Source organism: Frigoribacterium sp. PhB160, assembly GCF_003751785.1.
Lineage (GTDB): Bacteria > Actinomycetota > Actinomycetes > Actinomycetales > Microbacteriaceae > Frigoribacterium.
The window spans coordinates 1888703-1906797 of record NZ_RKIE01000001.1; the positions used below are offsets into that span (position 1 = coordinate 1888703).

Genomic DNA, 18095 nt, shown 5'->3' on the forward strand with positions numbered 1-18095 from the left:
AGGGGGTCGAGCGAGGCGACGAGCGCCCCGCCCGACGGGTGGCTAGGGGCGTTTGCGCTTCTCGCGGACGCGCATGTTCACCGTGATCGGCGTGCCCTCGAAGCCGAAGATCTCGCGCAGGCGACGCGTGATGAAGCGTCGGTACTGCGGGTCGAGGAAGCCGGTCGTGAAGAGCACGAAGGTCGGCGGACGGTTGGCCGCCTGGGTGCCGAACAGGATGCGCGGCTGCTTGCCCGACCGCAGCGGGTGCGGGTGCTCCGCGACGAGCTCGGCCAGAAGGGCGTTGAACTTGCCGGTGGGGATGCGGGTGTCCCACGACTCGAGCGCGAGCTCGAGGGCGGGCACGAGCTTCTCGAGGTGCCGACCGGTGCGCGCCGAGATGTTGACGCGCGGGGCCCACGACACGTGGTCGAGGTCCTGCTCGATCTCGCGCTCGAGGTAGCGGCGGCGGTCGTCGTCGAGGAGGTCCCACTTGTTGAAGGCGAGCACCAGGGCACGGCCCGACTCGAGGACGAGGTCGATGATGCGCAGGTCTTGGGTGGAGATCTGCTCGGTGACGTCGATCACGACGACCGCGACCTCGGCCTTCTCGAGCGCCGCCGAGGTGCGGAGCGAGGCGTAGAAGTCGGCGCCCTGCTGCAGGTGGACGCGCTTGCGGATGCCCGCGGTGTCGACGAAGGTCCAGATGCGTCCGGCGATCTCGACCTGCTCGTCGACCGGGTCGCGGGTCGTGCCCGCGAGCTCGTTCACGACGACGCGCTCCTCGCCCGCGGCCTTGTTGAGCAGCGAGCTCTTGCCCACGTTCGGCCGACCGAGGATGGCGACACGGCGAGGCCCACCGATCTCCTCCTTCGCGACGGTCGAGACGGCGGGCAGCTTGGTCATGACGAGGTCGAGCAGGTCGGCGACGTTGCGGCCGTGGAGGGCGGACGCCGGGAACGGCTCGCCGAGGCCGAGCGTCCAGAGCGACGTGGCCTCGAGGTCCTTCCGGGCGTCGTCGCTCTTGTTGGCGACGAGGATGACCGGCTTGTTCGACGCCCGCAGCATGCGCACGACGTGCTCGTCGGTCGAGGTGGCGCCGACGTTGACGTCGACGACGAAGAGCACGGCGTCGGCGAGGTCGACGGCGATCTCGGCCTGCATGGCGACCGACTTGTCGATGCCGATCGCGTCGGGCTCCCACCCGCCGGTGTCGACGAGGGTGAAGCGGCGTCCGCCCCACTCGGCCTTGTACGAGACGCGGTCGCGGGTGACGCCGGGCTTGTCCTCGACGACGGCCTCACGGCGGCCGAGGATGCGGTTGACCATCGCGCTCTTGCCGACGTTGGGTCGGCCGACGATCGCGAGCACCGGCAGCGCCGGGGCGTAGGTCAGGGCGTCGGGGTCCCACTCGCCGCCCTCGAGGACGTCGACGTCCTCGTCGTCGAGCTCGTAGTCGGAGAGGCCGGCACGCAGGGCCCGGGCACGCTGCTCGGCGTCCTCGTCGGGCATCGCCTGGATGCGGCCGACCATCTGGTCGTCGAGCTCGGGGTACTTGTCGTCGTCTGCCATGGAGGCTCCTAGCGTGTGGGGGTGCTCGCTCGCACGAGCTCGACCACGGCCTGCACCGTCTGGTCGAAGTCGAGATGGGTGGAGTCGACGGTCGACACGCCTTCGGCGGCGGTCATGAAGTCGACGACCTTGCTGTCCAGCCGGTCGCGGGTCGACAGCTGCCGAGCGGTCTCCTCGGCACTCTGCCCGGTGACCTCGGCGGAACGCCTGGCCATCCTAGCCTCTTCGCTCGCCGTGAGCAGGATCCGCACCTCGGCGTCCGGGGCGACCACCGTGGTGATGTCGCGGCCCTCGGTGACGATGCCGGGCTTGTCCGTCGAGGCGATGACGCGCCGGAACAGGTCGACCATGAAGCGCCGCACCTCGGGCAGCTTCGCCACGTGGCTGACCGCGCCGGTCACGCGGGGCGTGCGGATCTCGTCGGTCACGTCCGCGCCTCCCACGGTCACCGACGCCGGCGCCTCGGGGTCGATCCCGATCGCGTAGCGGAAGGTCGGCAGCACGCCGATGATCGCGTCGGGGTCGTCGAGGTCGACGCCGCTGTCGAGGGCGTGCAGAGCGAAGGCGCGGTACGCGGCCCCGGTGTCCTGGTAGTCGTAGCCGAGGGCCGACGCGGAGGCGCGGCTCACGCTGGACTTGCCGCTGCCGGCCGGTCCGTCCACGGCCACCACGACGTGCCGGTGCACGGCCTCGGCCGTCTCGTCGCGCAGCTCGGCGACGTGGGCCTCGCCGGCCGGGCCGCCGACGCCGTGCTCGCCGGGTGTCCGCTCGATGTCGACGGGGGCGCCGTACAGCTCGCCGGGGCCGGTCACGCGAAGGCCCCCGCCACGGTCCAGCCGCGGCCCTCGAGCTCGGTCACGAGTCGTTCTTCTTGTTCGGGCACGATGGCCACCTCCGCGAGTCCCACCGGCGCGCCGGGCGAGTGCTCCAGCCGCAGGTCTTCCAGGTTGACGCCGATCTCACCGATCTCGGTGAGCAGGCGGGCGAGCTGTCCCGGCGTGTCGTCGACCATGACGACCACCGAGCTGAACGCCGTCGTCCGGCCGTGCTTGCCCGGCAGGCGGGCGACGCCCACGTTGCCGGCGCCGATGGCCTCGGCCACCGCACGGCGGGCGCCGGGGGCCGTCGGCTCGGCGAGCGCGTCGATGACGCCGTCGAGGTCGTGGCGGAGCTCGCGCAGCACGTCGACGACGCGCCCCGCGTTGGCCCCGAGGATCTGCACCCACAGCGCGGGGTCGCTGGCCGCGACGCGCGTCACGTCGCGGACTCCGCCGCCGGCCAGCCCGAGGGAGGCGTCGGGGGCGTCGCGCAGACGCGTCGCCATGAGGCTCGACACGACCTGCGGCACGTGGCTGACGAGGGCGACGCCCGCGTCGTGCTCCTCAGGCGTCATCTCGATCGGCACGGCGCCGAGGTCGAGGGCGAGGTCCTCGACGGCGGCCGCGCGGCGGTAGGTGATGTCGTCGTGGCCGGCGATCACCCAGGGGCGTCCGACGAAGAGGTCGGCCCGGGCGGAGATCGCTCCCCCGCGCTCGCGCCCGGCCATGGGGTGCGACCCGATGTAGCGGCCCACGTCGGCCCCGAGCTCGCGCAGCTGGGCGAGGGGCGCGCCCTTGACCGAGGCGACGTCGGTGACGAGCGCCTCCGGCCAGCGCTGCAGCTCGCGGTGCACGATCTCGGCGGTGACGTCGGGCGGCACCGCGACGACGACCAGCACCGGCGCGTCGCCGGCCGAGGGCTCGCGCCCCGCGCCGTAGTCGACGGCGAGGCTGCGGGCGGCGGGCGACACGTCGTCGAGGATCACGTCGACGCCGTGCTGTCGCAGCCGCAGGCCGATGCTCGTGCCGAGCAGGCCCGACCCGACGATCCGCACCTGGCCCGACAGCCGGCGCGAGCCGTCGGCGAGGCCCCCGGCGGTCGTGCCCGGGCCGTCAGCGGCAGACGAGGAGGCGCGGGTCGGGTCGGTCACGACCGCCCGCCCCCGCGGGGACCACGTCCCCCGTCGTCGGGGCGCGGGCGCCACGGACGGTCGCCGCCACGCTCGTCACGGCGGTCGTCGCGACCGCCGCGGTCGTCACGGCCCTGGTAGCCGCCCCGCGAGGGGGCACCGCCACGGTCGTCGCGTCGGTCGTCACGACCCTGGTACCCGCCCCGCGAGGGAGCGCCGCCACGGTCGTCGCGACCCTGGTACCCACCACGCGACGGAGCGCCGCCACGGTCGTCACGACCCTGGTAGCCGCCCCGCGACGGAGCGCCGCCACGGTCGTCACGGCCCTGGTAGCCGCCCCGCGACGGAGCGCCGCCACGGTCGTCACGACCCTGGTAGCCGCCCCGAGACGGAGCGCCGCCACGGTCATCGCGTCGGTCGTCACGACCCTGGTAGCCGCCCCGCGAGGGCGCGCCGCCACGGTCGTCGCGACCCTGGTAGCCGCCGCGCTGCTCCCGGTCGTCGCCGCCCTCGGGGCGGGGACGGGTCGGGTAGCCGTTGCGGGCGGCGCCGCCGGCGCGGACGCCGGAGGTGCGGCCCGTGCGCGGGTCCTTGTTCGCGTCGCGGTTCGGGTAGCCGGCCGCGCGCTCCTCGCCGGGCGTCAGCGGACGGTCGCCGCCGCGCGGGGCCGATCCGCGGTCGTCGCGCGAGACGTAGCCGCCGCGCTCCGGGCGCCCGCCGCGGTCGTCGCGCGACACGTAGCCGCCCCGGTCGTCCCGGCGATCGTCACGGCCCTGGTAGCCGCCACGCTCCGGGCGGCCCGCGCCACGGTCGTCACGTCGGTCGTCACGGCCCTGGTAGCCACCGCGCGAGGGAGCCCCGCCCCGGTCGTCACGCCCCTGGTACCCGCCCCGCGAGGGAGCCCCGCCACGGTCGTCACGCCCCTGGTACCCGCCCCGCTCGGGGCGGCCCGCACCACGGTCATCGCGTCGGTCGTCGCGGCCCTGGTAGCCACCGCGCGAGGGAGCCCCGCCCCGGTCGTCACGACCCTGGTACCCGCCCCGCGAGGGAGCCCCGCCACGGTCGTCACGACGGTCGTCGCGGCCCTGGTACCCGCCGCGCTCCGGGCGGCCCGCACCACGGTCGTCGCGTCGGTCGTCGCGACCCTGGTAGCCGCCGCGCTCGGGACGGGAGGCACTGCGGTCGTCGCGACCCGCGCCTCCTCGTGCTCCGCCTCGGGGGGCGTCGAAGCCGGTGCGCTGCTCGCGACGACCGGCCTGCTCGCGGCGCACCTCGGCGCGACGCGACGCGGGCGCGGCGGCGTCGCCCTTGAAGCCGGACGGGCCGCGGCGGCGCTTGGCGTCGCGGGCGTCGGTGTCGGGGTCGAACTCGTCGTCGTCCTCGTCGTAGTACTCCTTCTCGACCTCGGTCTCGTCGAGGGCGACCTCGACCACGTCGGCCTCGTCGACGGGCGCGTCGGCGCTCTCCGTCGTCGGGATCGCGTCGACCCGCGGCACGGCGGTGGCGTCGCGCGAGATGGTGAGGATGGCGCCGAGCTCGGTCTTGTTCAGCGAGCGCATGTGGCCCACCTTCAGCGTGCCGAGGTGCAGCGGCCCGAACGACCGGCGCACGAGGTCGATGACCGGGTGGCCGACCGCCTCGAGCATGCGCCGCACGATGCGGTTGCGGCCCGAGTGAAGCGTGATCTCGATCAGCGACGAGTCGTTCGTGCGCGACAGCCCGGCCCCGCCGCCGACGAGGGAGGCGCGGTCGGCCGCGATGGGGCCGTCGTCGAGCTCGACGCCCGACAGCAGCTGCGCGAGCACGGTCGGGGTGATGACGCCCCGCACCTTGGCGATGTAGGTCTTGGTGACGCCGAACGAGGGATGGGCCAGCACGTGGGCCAGCTCGCCGTCGTTCGTCAGCAGCAGCAGGCCGCTGGTCTCGACGTCGAGGCGGCCGACGTTGAAGAGGCGCTCCTCGAAGTCGGAGGTGAACTGCGTCAGGTCGGGTCGGCCGTTCTCGTCGCTCAGCGTGCTCACGACGCCGACCGGCTTGTTCAGCATGACGTAGCGGCGCGTGGTGTCGAGCTGCACGGCGGTGCCGTCGACGACGACCTTGTCGACGTCGGGGTCGATGCGGCGACCGGCCTCCGTGACGACCTTGCCGTTGACGGTGACGCGGCCGGCCGCGATGAGGTCTTCGGAGACGCGGCGCGAGGCCACGCCGGCGGCGGCCATGACCTTCTGCAGGCGCTCGCCCGAGGGCAGGTCGTCGCCGGTGGTGGGGGTGGTGTCAGCGGGCATCGTCGAATCCTCCGGATCCGTCGGAGAGGAGCGGGGAGATGAGCGGCAGCTCGTCGAGCGAGTTGATGCCGAGGTGAGTCAACAGGAGGTCCGTCGTTTCGTAGGTGATGGCGCCCGTCTCGGGGTCGGTGGACGACTCCGTGACCAGGCCGCGGCCCAGCAGCGTACGGACGACCGAGTCGACGTTCACCGCGCGGATCTGCGCGATGCTGCTGCGGGTGATGGGTTGCTTGTAGGCGATGACCGCCAGCGTCTCGAGAGCCGCCTGCGACAGTCTGGACGGGTTCTGCGTCAGCACGAAATCGCGCACCAGGGGGTCGTGCTCGTCGCGGACGTAGAACCGCCAGCCGCCGCCGACCTCGCGCAGCTCGAAGCCGCGCCGCAACGTGCCGTCGACGCCGTCGAAGTCGGCGACGAGCGACTCGACCGCCTGGCGCACCGCGGCGACCGGGGCGCCCACGCCGGCGGCGAGGTCGACGAGGGACTGCGGCTCGTCGGCGACCATGAGCAGCGCCTCGAGCCGCCGCGCGATCGACGGCGCCGACGCGTCCGACGGGTCGGCGCGGTCGAGCGGGTCGGCCGCGTCGAGCGACCGGGGCGCGTCGCGCGCCCCGCTCTCGGACCCCGGGGAGGCGCGGGTCGGCTCAGCCCTCATAGTCGGCCCCCAGCGCGGCCAGCGACTCGTCCGTCCACGTCTCGGCGACCCAGCGCACGCTGAGCTCGCCGAGCGGCTCGATCTGCTCGAAGGAGAGCGACCCGTGGCGGTAGAGCTCGAGCAGGGCGAGGAAGCGCGCCACGACGACGCCCTTCTGGTCGACGCCGGCGACGAGCTCGCGGAAGGTCACGACCTCGCCGCTCCGCAGAAGGGCGACCACCACGGCGGCCTGCTCGCGGATGCTCACGAGCGGCGCGTGCAGGTGGTCGAGCCCGATCGTCGGCAGCTCGCGCGGCGTGAGCGCCAGGGTCGCGAGCGCGGCGAAGTCGTCGGCGCTGAGGGTCCAGACCAGCTCGGGGGTGCTGACGCGGTACTTCTCCTCGAGCCGCACCGAGCGGGCGTGACGGGCGGCCTCGGCGCGGCCGTGCTCGGCGAACCACTCGGCCGCCTGCTTGAAGGCGCGGTACTGCAGCAGCCGGGCGAAGAGCAGGTCGCGCGCCTCGAGCAGCGCCACGTCCTCCGCGTCGACGAGCTCGCCCTGCGGCAGCAGCCCGGCGACCTTGAGGTCGAGGAGGGTCGCGGCGACGACGATGAACTCGCTGGCCTGGTCGAGGTTCGCGTCGGTGTCGACGCCCCGCAGGTACGACAGGAACTCGTCGGTCACCGCGCTCAGCGACACCTCGGTGACGTCCATCTCGCGCTTGCTGATGAGCGAGAGCAACAGGTCGAACGGCCCGCTGAAGTTGTCGAGCGTGACCGCGAACGCCCGCGACGGGGACTCGTCGGTCACCGCGTAGACAGGGTCGTGCCCGGCCGCCTCGTCGGCGACCGCCGTCGTGCCGGTTCTCGGCTCAGGCTGCGGCACCACGCGCGATCAGCTCTCGGGCCAGCTGGCGGTACGCCTGGGCCGCCGGGTGCTCGGGGGCGAACTTCGTGATGGGCGTGCCCGCGACGGACGCGTCGGGGAACTTCACGGTGCGGCCGATGACCGTCTCGAGCACCTCGTCCCCGAAGGCCTCGACGACCCGTTCGAGCACCTCGCGGCTGTGCAGGGTGCGTGAGTCGAACATCGTCGGGAGGATGCCGTCGAGCGTGATGGCCGGGTTGAGGCGGTCGCGCACCTTGTCGATCGTCTCGACGAGCAGCGCGACGCCGCGGAGGGCGAAGAACTCGCACTCGAGCGGGATGAGCACGCCGTGGGCGGCCGTCAGCGCGTTGACGGTCAGCAGCCCGAGCGACGGCTGGCAGTCGATGAGGATGACGTCGTACTCGGCGCTGACCTGGCGCAGGATGCGCGCGAGGATCTGCTCGCGGGCGACCTCGTTGACGAGGTGGACCTCGGCGGCCGACAGGTCGATGTTCGCCGGCATCACGTCGAGGTTGTCGACCCGCGTCGGGACGATCACGTCGTGGGCGTCCTTCACGGAGCCGATCATGAGGTCGTAGATCGTCGACTGCTCGTGCGACTGCACCCCGAGCCCGGCGGTCAGGGCGCCCTGCGGGTCGAAGTCGATGGCCAGCACGCGGCGGCCGTACTCGGCGAAGGCCGCGCCGAGGTTGATGGTCGTCGTCGTCTTGCCGACGCCGCCCTTCTGGTTGCAGAGCGTGATGATGCGGGCCGGACCGTGGCTCGGCAGGGCGTCGGGCACGGCGAACTCGGTGCGCGGGCGCCCGGTCGGCCCGTTCACGGGGACGGCGGCCGGAGCGCTCTCGAAGAGGGCGGGTGTGCTCGAGGTCGGCTTGGTGCTCACGTCGACCACAGTAACCGCGACCCCCGTCGCCGACGGGCTGCCGCGCCCGGTCCGCGAGCAGGAAGCCTCATGCGGCGGCTGAGGGTTCTTGCCGGTCAGACCGGTCGTCGCGCCCGGGGGTGAGCCGTCGAGTACATGTCGCGGAGGGCGTCTGCCGTGACCAGCGTGTAGATCTGCGTCGTCGCCACCGACGAGTGCCCGAGCAGCTCCTGCACGACCCGCACGTCGGCGCCGCCCTCGAGCAGGTGCGTCGCGAACGAGTGGCGCAGCGTGTGCGGCGACACGTCGATCCCCAGCTCGGCGCGCTCGGCGGCGGCGCGCAGCACGAGCCACGCGTTCTGCCGCGACAGCCGGGCCCCGCGCACCCCGAGGAAGAGCGCGGGCGTCGCCTCGCCCCGGGCCGAGAACTCGGGTCGCGCCCGCACGAGGTAGCCGTCCAGCGCGCGCCGGGCGTAGCTGCCGAGCGGCACGAGGCGCTGCTTGCCGCCCTTGCCGAAGAGGCGCACGACGTCGCCGTCGACGACGTCGTCGACGTTGAGCGACACGGCCTCGCTGACCCGGGCACCGGTGGCGTAGAGCAGCTCGAGCAGTGCCTTGTCGCGGACGCGCGCGGGCTCGTCGCCGTCGGTCGCTGCGAGCAGCGCCTCGACCTGGGCGATCGAGATGGCCTTGGGCAGGCGCGCCGGCAGCTTCGGCGGGCGCGCCGACGCGGCCACGTCGGCCTCGAGCAGCCCCTCCTCGAGCAGGAACGCGTGCAGCCCTCGCACCGACGACAGCACCCGGGCCACGCTGGAGGCGCGGAGCGGCCTCTCCGCCCGCGTCGCCAACGCGACCGGGAACGCCGCCACGTCCGCGGTCGTCACCTCGTCGACCGAGGTGCGTCCGAGCCCGGCGAGGTGCTCCTGCCAGAGCACGAGGTCGCGACGGTAGGCGGCGGCCGTGTTCGGGGAGAGGCCGCGCTCGACCGACACGTGCCTCAGGTACCGGGCCGACGCCTCCTCGACGCTGGTCACGCCGCCCCGACGCCCCTGGTCACCGGTGCTCGCTCGTCGCCGACGGGCTCAGCGGGAGGCGACCGCCGCGAGCGCGGCGATGCTGAGGATGGAGTTGTGCAGGCGCCCGGCCAGCACCCCGTCGACGATCTCGTCGAGGGCGACCCAGCGCGTGACGATGTCGGCCTCCTCGTCGGAGCGGTCGAACGCCCCGGCGGTGGCGCTGACGCCGGTCGCGCGGTAGACCGTGACCATCTCGTCGTTGCCGCCCGGCGTGGTGTGGAACGACACGAGCTCGTCCCACGTCGTCGCCTGCAGGTCGGCCTCCTCGGCGAGCTCGCGCTTCGCGGCCTCGAGCCGCCCCTCGCCCGCCTGGTCGAGCAGGCCCGCGGGCAGCTCCCAGTCGCGGGCGCGGATCGGGTGGCGGTACTGCTGGATGACGAGCACGCGCTCCTGGTCGTCGACGGCGAGCACGGCCACCGCACCGGTGTGCGCGACGTACTCGCGCACCATCGGTGAGCCGTTGTAGTCGACCGTGTCGCGGACGACGTCCCAGACGGCGCCCTCGAAGACCTTCTCGCTCGCCGTCACGGTCGGCGAGGCCGGCTCGTCGCGCAGCAGGTCGTCGCTCACGCGCCGGCCGCCACGTCGTCGACGACGACCTCGTCGGCCTCGTCCGCGAAGAGGCGGCTCGAGTTCTGGCGCTCGAGCGAGGCCGCGACGAGGCCGCTGAACAGCGGGTGCGCCCGGTTCGGACGCGAGCGCAGCTCGGGGTGCGCCTGCGTGCCGATGTAGAACGGGTGCTCGGAGCGGTCGAGCTCGACGTACTCGACGAGGGTGCCGTCGGGCGAGGTGCCCGAGAAGCGCAGGCCGGCGTCGGCGATCTGCTGGCGGTACTGGTTGTTGACCTCGTAGCGGTGGCGGTGGCGCTCGTCGACGAGCTCCGAGCCGTAGAGCTCGGCCGCGAGCGAGCCGCTGGCCAGCGCCGCCGGGTAGAGGCCGAGGCGCATGGTGCCGCCGAGGTCGCCGCCGGCGATGATGTCGACCTGCTCGGCCATCGTCGCGATGACCGGGTACTGCGTGTCGGGGTCGAACTCCGACGAGGAGGCGCCGGCCAGGTCGGCCTTGGAGCGCGCGTACTCGATCACCATGCACTGCAGCCCGAGGCAGAGGCCGAGCGCCGGGATGCCGTTCTCGCGGGCGAAGGTCAGGGCGCCGAGCTTGCCCTCGATGCCGCGGATGCCGAAGCCGCCGGGCACGCAGATGCCGTCGACGCCGGAGAGCGCCTTGGCCGCGCCCTCGGGGGTCTCGCAGTCGTCGGAGGGGATCCACACGAGGTTCGCCTTCGACTGGTGCGCGAACGCGCCGGCGCGGAGGGCCTCGGTGACCGAGAGGTAGGCGTCGGGCAGGTCGATGTACTTGCCGACGAGGCCGATGGTGACCTCGTGCTTCGGCTCGTGCACCGCTGTGAGCACCTTCTGCCAGCCCGACCAGTCGACATCGCCGGCCTGCTCGGCGAGGCCGAGGTGGCGGATGATGTAGCTGTCGAGCCCCTGGTCGTTGAGCATCGAGGGGATGTCGTAGATGCTCGCGACGTCCTTCGCGTTGACGACGGCGTCCTCGTCGACGTCGCACATGAGGGCGATCTTGCGCTTGTTCGACTCGCTGACCGGGCGGTCGCTCCGCAGCACGAGCGCATCGGGCTGGATGCCGATCGAGCGGAGGGCCGCGACCGAGTGCTGCGTCGGCTTCGTCTTCTGCTCGCCCGACGCGCCCATGTAGGGCACCAGCGAGACGTGCACGAAGAACACGTTCGAGCGGCCGAGCTCGTGGCGCACCTGGCGGGCCGACTCGATGAAGGGCTGGCTCTCGATGTCGCCGACCGTGCCGCCGACCTCGGTGATGATCACGTCGGGGGCGACCTCGCGCTCGGCCTGCTGGCGCATGCGGCGCTTGATCTCGTCGGTGATGTGCGGGATCACCTGCACCGTGTCGCCGAGGTACTCGCCGCGGCGCTCCTTGGCGATGACGGTCGAGTAGATCTGGCCCGTCGTGACGTTGGCCGCCTGGTCGAGGTCGATGTCGAGGAAGCGCTCGTAGTGCCCGATGTCGAGGTCGGTCTCGGCGCCGTCGTCGGTGACGAAGACCTCGCCGTGCTGGAACGGGTTCATCGTGCCCGGGTCGACGTTGAGGTACGGGTCGAGCTTCTGCATGACCACGTCGAGGCCGCGGGCCGTCAGCAGGTTGCCGAGGCTGGCGGCCGTGAGGCCTTTGCCGAGGGACGAGACGACGCCGCCGGTGACGAAGATGTGCTTCGTGATCTTCGCGGGAGTCGTGGACGAGGGGGCCTCAGAAGGGCCGCTCCCGTCGCTGGAGGAGGAGTCAAGGCCCGAGTTCTGTTCGTTCACCACGGGATTCCATCCTATGTCACGCGGAGCGCTCTCGGCACCCCGCTGGTGTTACGAACGCGTGTCGGCGGTCGTCCGGCGGGCGCCGGCCGCGAGCTCGAGCAGCTCGCGCGCGTGGTCGAGCCCGCTCGTGCTGTCGGGCAGGCCCGAGAGGAGGCGCGCCATCTCAGCCACGCGCTCGTCGCCGTCGAGCTGCTGCACGCTGCTCGCGGTGACCTCGCCCGAGGCGTCCTTGACGACCCGCAGGTGGTTGGTCGCGAAGGCCGCTACCTGTGCGAGGTGGGTGACGACGATGACCTGGGCCCGCTCGGCCAGCTCGGCGAGCCGACGGCCGATCTCGATCGCGGCCGATCCGCCGACGCCGGCGTCCACCTCGTCGAACACGAAGGTGGGCACGTCGCTCGACCCGGCCATGACGACCTCGAGGGCGAGCATGACGCGCGACAGCTCGCCGCCCGACGCGCCCTTGCCGAGCGGACGCGGCTCGCTGCCCGGGTGGGGGCGCAGCAGCAGCGCGACGGCGTCGGCACCCGAGGCCCCGAGCTCGTCGCGCGGCGTCACCTCGACGACGATCTCGGCGCCCGTCATGGCGAGCGCGCCGAGCTCGGCGCTGACCCGGGTCGACAGGTCCGCTCCGGAGGCGCGGCGCAGCTCCGTCAGGACGCCCGCCCTGGCCTCCGCCTCCGCCCGGAACTGGGCGACCTCGTCGTCGAGCTGGGCGAGCCGGTCGTCGTCGCTGTCGAGCTCGACCAGGCGACGGCTGCCGTCGTCGAGCACCCGGAGGACGTCGTCGAGGGTGGGGCCGTGCTTGCGCATCAGGCTGCCGAGCTCGGCGCGCCTCGTCTGGACGACCTCGAGCTCGCCCGCCGCGTCGGCGTCGAGGCTGCCCAGGTAGCTCGACAGCCGGGAGGACGTCTCGGACACCTGCACGCTGACCTCGGCGAGCAGGTCGGCGATCGGCTCGAGGGCGCGGTCGTGGGGCGAGACGCGCTCGATCTGGCGACGCGCCTCCTCGACCATGCCGAGCACGTCGCGGGTGCCGTCGACGGCGTCGGTGGACAGCACCTCGTGCGCGAGGCCCGCCGCGAGCCGCAGGTCTTCGGAGTTGCTCAGCCGCTCGGCGGTCGCGTCGAGCTCGTCGGCCTCGCCGGCCACCGGCGACACCGACTCGATCTCGTCGATGGCGGCCCGAAGGGCCTCCGCCTCGGCGCGCCGCGCGTCGCGGTCTCGGGTGATCTCGTCGAGCTCGTCGCGGGCGGCCTGCCAGGCCTCGAAGGCGGCGCGGTACGACACGGCGGCCTCGGCCAGCGGGGCTCCCCCGTGGGCGTCCACCGCGGCGCGCTGCGCCTGCGCCGACCTGAGGCGGATCTGCTCGGACTGACCGTGCACGACGACGAGGTGGTCGGCCAGGTCGCCGAGCACGCCGATGGGGGCCGTGCGGCCGCCGACGACCGCGCGGCTGCGCCCCTCGGCGGACACGACGCGGCTGAGGAACAGCTCGCCGTCGTCGACGTCTCCCCCGGCGTCGCGGACGCGGTCGGCGACGGCCCCGTCGCCGGGCACCACCCACCGGCCGTCCACGACGGCCTGGGCGCTGCCCGACCGGACGACGCCGCTCTCCGCACGCTGGCCGAGCAGCAGCCCGAGCGCGGTGACGACCATGGTCTTGCCCGCGCCGGTCTCGCCCGTGACGGCCGTGAACCCGGGCCCGAGCGGCAGGGTGGCACGACCGATGACGCCGAGGTCGCGGATGGCGATCTCCTCGATCACGCGGTGCCCTCCTGGCCGTCGGGGCGCGCGTCGGGCCCTCGCCAGCCGGTGACGGGCAGGTGGAACTTGGCCACGAGGCGGTCGGTGAACGGACCGTGCCGGAGGCGCGCCAGGACGACGGGCTCGGTCGAGCGGGTGCACTCGACCCGGGCGCCCGGCGGCAGGTCGTGCTCGCGACGGCCGTCGCACCAGAGGATGCCCTTGGCCTCGGTGCGGTTCATCACCTCGACCGCGAGCGTCGAGTCGGGCCCGACGACGAGCGGCCGGGCGAAGAGGGCATGGGCGCTCAGCGGCACGAGCAGCAGCGCCTGTACCTCAGGCCACACGACCGGGCCGCCGGCCGAGAACGAGTACGCGGTCGAGCCGGTGGGCGTCGACATGACGACGCCGTCGCAGCCGAACGACGACAGCGGCCGGCCGTCGACCTCGATGACGACCTCGAGCATGCGCTCGCGCGAGGCCTTCTCGACCGTCGCCTCGTTCATGGCCCAGGTGCGGTACACGACCTCGTTGCCCGTCGTCACGGTGACGTCGAGCGCGAAGCGCTCCTCGACGTCGTAGTCGGCCGCGAGCACCCGCTCGACCGTCTCGGTCATCTCGTCGCGCTCGCTCTCGGCGAGGAACCCGACGTGGCCGAGGTTGACGCCGACGATGGGCGCCCGGGTGCCGCGGATCAGCTCGGCCGCGCGCAGGATCGTGCCGTCGCCGCCGAGCACGATGACGCACTCGAGCTCGTCGAGCCGGACGTCCTCGCCGAGGATGTCGACGTGGCCGATCGCGGGCTCGGCGGCCCCGATGTCGTCGAACTCGTCGCGGGGCAGCACCGGGACGACGCCCGCTGCCCCGAGCAGCCCGCAGACCTCGAGGGCGGCGCCGATCGAGTCGGGCCGTCCCGTGTGCGAGACGACGAGGATGTGTCGTGTCGATGCGATGTCTCTCACGCTCCCGTCGTGCTGGCTGCCGTGCTGAGCCATTCTGTCGGATTCGTCCCGCGGGAGGCCGAGAAGTGCACGACGTACTCCTTGTTGCCGGCGGTGCCGACGATCGGTGAGGGGATGAGTCCCACCGTCCCGAGCCCGAGGTCGTGCGCGGCCCACAACACGGCCGTGACGGCCTCGTTCCGCAGGGCCGGGTCGTGCACGATGCCCTCGCGGACGCCTTGCCGCCCCACCTCGAACTGCGGCTTGACCAGCAGGACGAAGTCGTTGTCCACACCCACCGACGCGGTGAGGGCCGGCAGCACCATCGTCAGCGAGATGAACGAGAGGTCGGCGACGACGAGGTCGACGTCGTCCGCCCGTGGCGTGAGGCCGCCGAGCTGCTCAGCCGTGAGGTATCGGGCGTTCACCCCCTCGACGACGGTGACGCGCTCGTCCGACCGCACCGAGGGCGACAGCTGGCCGTGGCCGACGTCGAGGGCGACCACGTGCGCGGCCCCACGCTCGAGCAGCACCTGCGTGAAGCCGCCCGTCGAGGCGCCGACGTCGAGCGCGGTGCGGCCCGCGGGGTCGACCCCGAAGGCGTCGAGAGCGCCGACCAGCTTGTGGGCGGCACGGCTGACGTAGTGGTCGAGCCCGGCGACGGCGACGACGTCGTGCTCTCGGACGCGCGCCGACGACTTCACGACGCCCGTGCCGTTGACCGTGACGAGCCCGTCCGAGAGCAGCCGGGCCGCGTGGGTCCGCGAGCGGGCCAGGCCGCGGCGCGCGAGGGCCGCGTCCAGACGCTCGTCGACCGGCCCCGTGGTCTCGTCGGTGGTCACCGACCACCCGCGTCGACGTCGTCCGAGGTCTGCTCGAGCACGGTGCGCAACTCGTCGTGCACCTCGGCGAAGGCCGCGGCCCGCGACGCGATCGGCTGCGCCTCGACCTGTCGGAGGCGCGCCTCCAGCCCGTCCACCGCCTCCGCTGCCGGGGTGGTCGCGTCGTCTCGCCCGTGGTCCATGGTGGCGTCCACCCTAGTCACCCGCGTGCAGGGCGGGGTCCACGTCGAGGCCGTAGATGGCCCGTCCCGTCCCCCACACGGCGGCGGCGCCGGCCCGCAGGAGGTCGACCGGGTCGGTGCCCGCCGAGAGCACGCGCACGACCGAGCCGCGCACCGCGACGCTCGAGTCGCGCACCGTCACGACGTGCACGTCCTCCTCGTCGTGCTCGACGACGGCGGGGTAGGGCTGCGACAGCTCGCGCAGGTCGCCGAGGATGAAGTCGGGCCGCGACCGGGCGTCCGCCGCCAGCACCTGCTTGGCGCCGTCGATGCCGGTGAGCACGAGCACCGAGACGAGGCCGGCGTCGTTCGCCCCCTTGACGTCGGTGTCGAGGCGGTCGCCGATGAACAGCGCCTTCGTGGCGGAGAAGCGCTCGACGGCCGCCTGGAAGATCGGAGTCTCGGGCTTGCCCGCGACGTCGGGCAGTCGACCCGCGGCCGAGTGCACGGCCGAGACGAGGGTGCCGTTGCCGGGCGCGATGCCGCGCTCCTGCGGGATCGTCCAGTCGGTGTTCGTCGCGATCCACGGGATCCCGGCCTCGAGAGCGTAGGACGCCTCGGCGAGGTGCACCCAGCCGACGTCGGGGCTGAAGCCCTGCACGACGGCGGCGGGCGAGTCGTCCGCGGAGCGCGTGACGACGAAGCCCTCCTCCTCGAGCACCGAGGTCAGCCCCTCGCCGCCCACGACGAGGATCGTCGACCCGGCCGGGACGACGTCCACGAGGAGGCGCACGGCCGCCTGCGGGGACGTCACGACGTCCTCCGCCGCCACCGACAGCCCGTACCCCGACAGCTGGCTCGCGACGGCGGCCGCGGTGCGCGACGCGTTGTTCGTGATGTAGCCCACCCGGTGCGTGGCGGCAGCGGCCGTGAGGCTCTCGACGGCGTGGTCGACGGCCTTGGACCCGCGGTAGACGACCCCGTCGAGGTCGGCGAGGACGGTGTCGACGCCGTCGAGGGGCGTCGCGCCCTCAGCCACGGTCGTCGTGCTCCGGCTGCTCGGGCTGGTCGGACTGCCCGGTCGCTTCCGCGGGCTCTTCCGAGACATCGGACTCGACGTGCTCGACGTGCTCGACGGCCTCGTCGGACTCGTCGGGTCCGACGGACTCGACGTGCTCGTCGTCTCCCCCGAGGTCGACGAACTCGTCGTCGCCGAGCTCGAGCTCGAGCTCTTCCTCCACGATCTCCACGGTCTCACGGTCGTCCTCCCCGTCGATGGCGTCGAGCGCCGCGCTGGCCCGCTCGGACAGCGCCCGCCACTCGTCGCCCTCGGACTCGCGGCCGAGGTCGTCGAGGACGGTGGCGTAGGCGTCGAACAGCGCGGGGCTGTACGAGAACGCCTTGGTCTTGTCGAGCTGTGGGATCTCGAGCTCGCGCAGCGCCGCCTCGGGCTGCCCGAGGTCGAGGCGTGCTCCCGACATCGCGATGGCGAGCTGCACGCGCACCGGCACGTCGAGGGTCGCCACGTCGACCGATCGGCCGAGCTCGAGGGCACGCTCGGGGCGCTCGAGCCCCCTCTCGCTGTCGACCATGAGGGGCAGGTGGTCCTCGCGCCCCGAGATGCGACGGTAGGTGCGCAGCTCCCGCAGCGCCATGGCGTAGTCGCCGACCGTGTAGGCCGTGATGGCGATCGTCTCGCGGACGACGCCGATCCGGCCGGCGCGGCGTCCGGCGGAGAGCGCGTGCTTGTGCGCCTCCTCCGGGTCCTCCTCGATGAGGCGCCCCGCCATGACGAGGTGCTTCGCCACCCAGTCGGCGTTCTCCTTGCTGAGGGTCTTGAGCTCGCCGCGGGCGACCTTGTCGAGGTCGCGGGGCTCGACGTCGTCGGGCACGTGGGCGACCTCCTGGGCCGGACGGACCGACTTCAGGCCGAAGGGGTCACGGTCCTCGGGGGTCTCGCGGTCCCGCGACCCGAACGCCCCGCGGCCTCCGCCTCGACCCGCGGCGGAGTACCCGCCCCGCGCCGGAGCACCGCCTCGACGGTCACCGTCCTGCGGCCGCCCGCCTGTCGGTCGACCGCCCGAAGGCCGGTCGCCGTAGCTCGGACGCTCGCCCCGCTGGGGACGATCACCCGATCCCGGACGGTCGCTCCGCTGCGGACGATCACCGTAGCTCGGTCGGTCGCCACGCTGCGGCCGGTCTCCCTGGGGAGGGCGCCCGCCCTGCGCCGGCCGACCGCCCCGGGGAGCGCCACCCGACGAGGAGGCGCGGTCCGACCGCTGAGGCCGGTCACCGTACGAGGGCCGGTCGCCTCGAGCACCGCGGTCGCCCTCGCGCGGACGATCGCCGTCTCCGCGGCCGCCCTGGCGGGGGCCGGACGAGCTGCGCCGGTCCCCCGACGGCGACCACGACCGGCCGGAGCCACGATCATCGCGAGCACCACTGTCCCGGGGCGGCCGTCCGGCCGAGCCCGTTCCGCGGTCGTCTCGGTGAGAGCCAGAGGACGGGGAACGTCGGGGCCGGTCGTCTCGCTCGTCGTCGCGGTCGCTCACGGAGGTTCTCCTCAAGATCTTCTGGCTGCTGTTGTGTTGTGCGCCCCGACTCTACCTCAGGGCTCTCGAGGCCCAGAGGACCCGGAACGCAGAAAAGCCGCCCCGAGACGGGGCGGCTTTCCTGTTACTACTTCGGTGTTCTCACACCCTGTGCTCATTGCACAGAAAGGGAGTCCGGCGGTGTCCTACTCTCCCACAAGGTCCCCCTTGCAGTACCATCGGCGCTGAGAGTCTTAGCTTCCGGGTTCGGAATGGGACCG

Annotated in this window: 15 protein-coding genes, 1 rRNA gene and 1 pseudogene; all 17 read right to left on the reverse strand. The window is 73.3% G+C overall.

Annotation, left to right across the window (positions count from 1 at the left end):
• Window positions 1-42 precede the first annotated feature (42 nt).
• On the reverse strand, window positions 43-1551 hold the full coding sequence (gene der / locus EDF38_RS08925; protein ID WP_123354900.1) for a ribosome biogenesis GTPase Der: 1509 nt from the start codon (window positions 1549-1551) through the stop codon (window positions 43-45).
• 8 nt (window positions 1552-1559) lie between these two features.
• On the reverse strand, window positions 1560-2261 hold the full coding sequence (gene cmk, locus EDF38_RS08930) for a (d)CMP kinase (protein ID WP_370275619.1): 702 nt from the start codon (window positions 2259-2261) through the stop codon (window positions 1560-1562).
• A 98-nt stretch (window positions 2262-2359) separates the two neighbouring features.
• On the reverse strand, window positions 2360-3436 hold the full coding sequence (locus EDF38_RS08935; RefSeq protein WP_123355137.1) for a prephenate dehydrogenase: 1077 nt from the start codon (window positions 3434-3436) through the stop codon (window positions 2360-2362).
• A 1556-nt stretch (window positions 3437-4992) separates the two neighbouring features.
• Window positions 4993-5784: pseudogene (locus EDF38_RS08940) on the reverse strand (pseudouridine synthase); the annotation flags it as partial.
• A complete protein-coding gene (scpB, locus tag EDF38_RS08945) occupies window positions 5774-6439 on the reverse strand; it encodes an SMC-Scp complex subunit ScpB (protein WP_123354901.1) in 666 nt (221 codons plus the stop codon). The pseudogene EDF38_RS08940 and the gene scpB, both read right to left, overlap by 11 nt.
• A complete protein-coding gene (locus EDF38_RS08950; protein ID WP_123354902.1) occupies window positions 6429-7307 on the reverse strand; it encodes a ScpA family protein in 879 nt (292 codons plus the stop codon). The genes scpB and EDF38_RS08950 overlap by 11 nt, the downstream gene beginning before the upstream one ends.
• Window positions 7291-8127 carry a ParA family protein gene (locus tag EDF38_RS08955; protein WP_123355138.1) on the reverse strand — a complete coding sequence of 279 codons (837 nt, stop codon included), beginning with the start codon at window positions 8125-8127 and terminating at the stop codon, window positions 7291-7293. Before EDF38_RS08955 ends, EDF38_RS08950 begins: the two co-directional genes overlap by 17 nt.
• Window positions 8128-8285: 158 nt before the next feature.
• Window positions 8286-9203: a site-specific tyrosine recombinase XerD gene (gene xerD, locus EDF38_RS08960; RefSeq protein ID WP_123354903.1), complete on the reverse strand. Its 918-nt coding sequence runs from the start codon at window positions 9201-9203 to the stop codon at window positions 8286-8288.
• 48 nt (window positions 9204-9251) lie between these two features.
• Window positions 9252-9815: an NUDIX hydrolase gene (locus tag EDF38_RS08965; RefSeq protein ID WP_123354904.1), complete on the reverse strand. Its 564-nt coding sequence runs from the start codon at window positions 9813-9815 to the stop codon at window positions 9252-9254.
• On the reverse strand, window positions 9812-11503 hold the full coding sequence (locus EDF38_RS08970) for a CTP synthase (protein WP_199734673.1): 1692 nt from the start codon (window positions 11501-11503) through the stop codon (window positions 9812-9814). The genes EDF38_RS08965 and EDF38_RS08970 overlap by 4 nt, the downstream gene beginning before the upstream one ends.
• Window positions 11504-11641: 138 nt before the next feature.
• Window positions 11642-13360, reverse strand: a complete 1719-nt coding sequence (recN, locus tag EDF38_RS08975; RefSeq protein WP_123354905.1) for a DNA repair protein RecN — start codon at window positions 13358-13360, stop codon at window positions 11642-11644.
• Entirely contained in the window at window positions 13357-14334 is a 978-nt protein-coding gene (locus tag EDF38_RS08980; RefSeq protein WP_123354906.1) for an NAD kinase, read from the reverse strand. Before EDF38_RS08980 ends, recN begins: the two co-directional genes overlap by 4 nt.
• Window positions 14298-15122, reverse strand: coding sequence for a TlyA family RNA methyltransferase (locus EDF38_RS08985; protein ID WP_123354907.1), 825 nt, complete (start codon window positions 15120-15122; stop codon window positions 14298-14300). The genes EDF38_RS08980 and EDF38_RS08985 overlap by 37 nt, the downstream gene beginning before the upstream one ends.
• Window positions 15119-15304, reverse strand: coding sequence for a hypothetical protein (locus EDF38_RS08990; protein WP_123355140.1), 186 nt, complete (start codon window positions 15302-15304; stop codon window positions 15119-15121). The genes EDF38_RS08985 and EDF38_RS08990 overlap by 4 nt, the downstream gene beginning before the upstream one ends.
• Before the next feature lie 13 nt (window positions 15305-15317).
• Entirely contained in the window at window positions 15318-16322 is a 1005-nt protein-coding gene (locus EDF38_RS08995; protein ID WP_233572320.1) for an HAD-IIA family hydrolase, read from the reverse strand.
• Complete coding sequence (locus EDF38_RS16080) at window positions 16315-17175, reverse strand: hypothetical protein (RefSeq protein WP_233572321.1); 861 nt, start codon at window positions 17173-17175, stop codon at window positions 16315-16317. The genes EDF38_RS08995 and EDF38_RS16080 overlap by 8 nt, the downstream gene beginning before the upstream one ends.
• A gap of 832 nt (window positions 17176-18007) precedes the next feature.
• Window positions 18008-18095, reverse strand: a 5S ribosomal RNA gene (gene rrf, locus EDF38_RS09005); the annotation flags it as partial.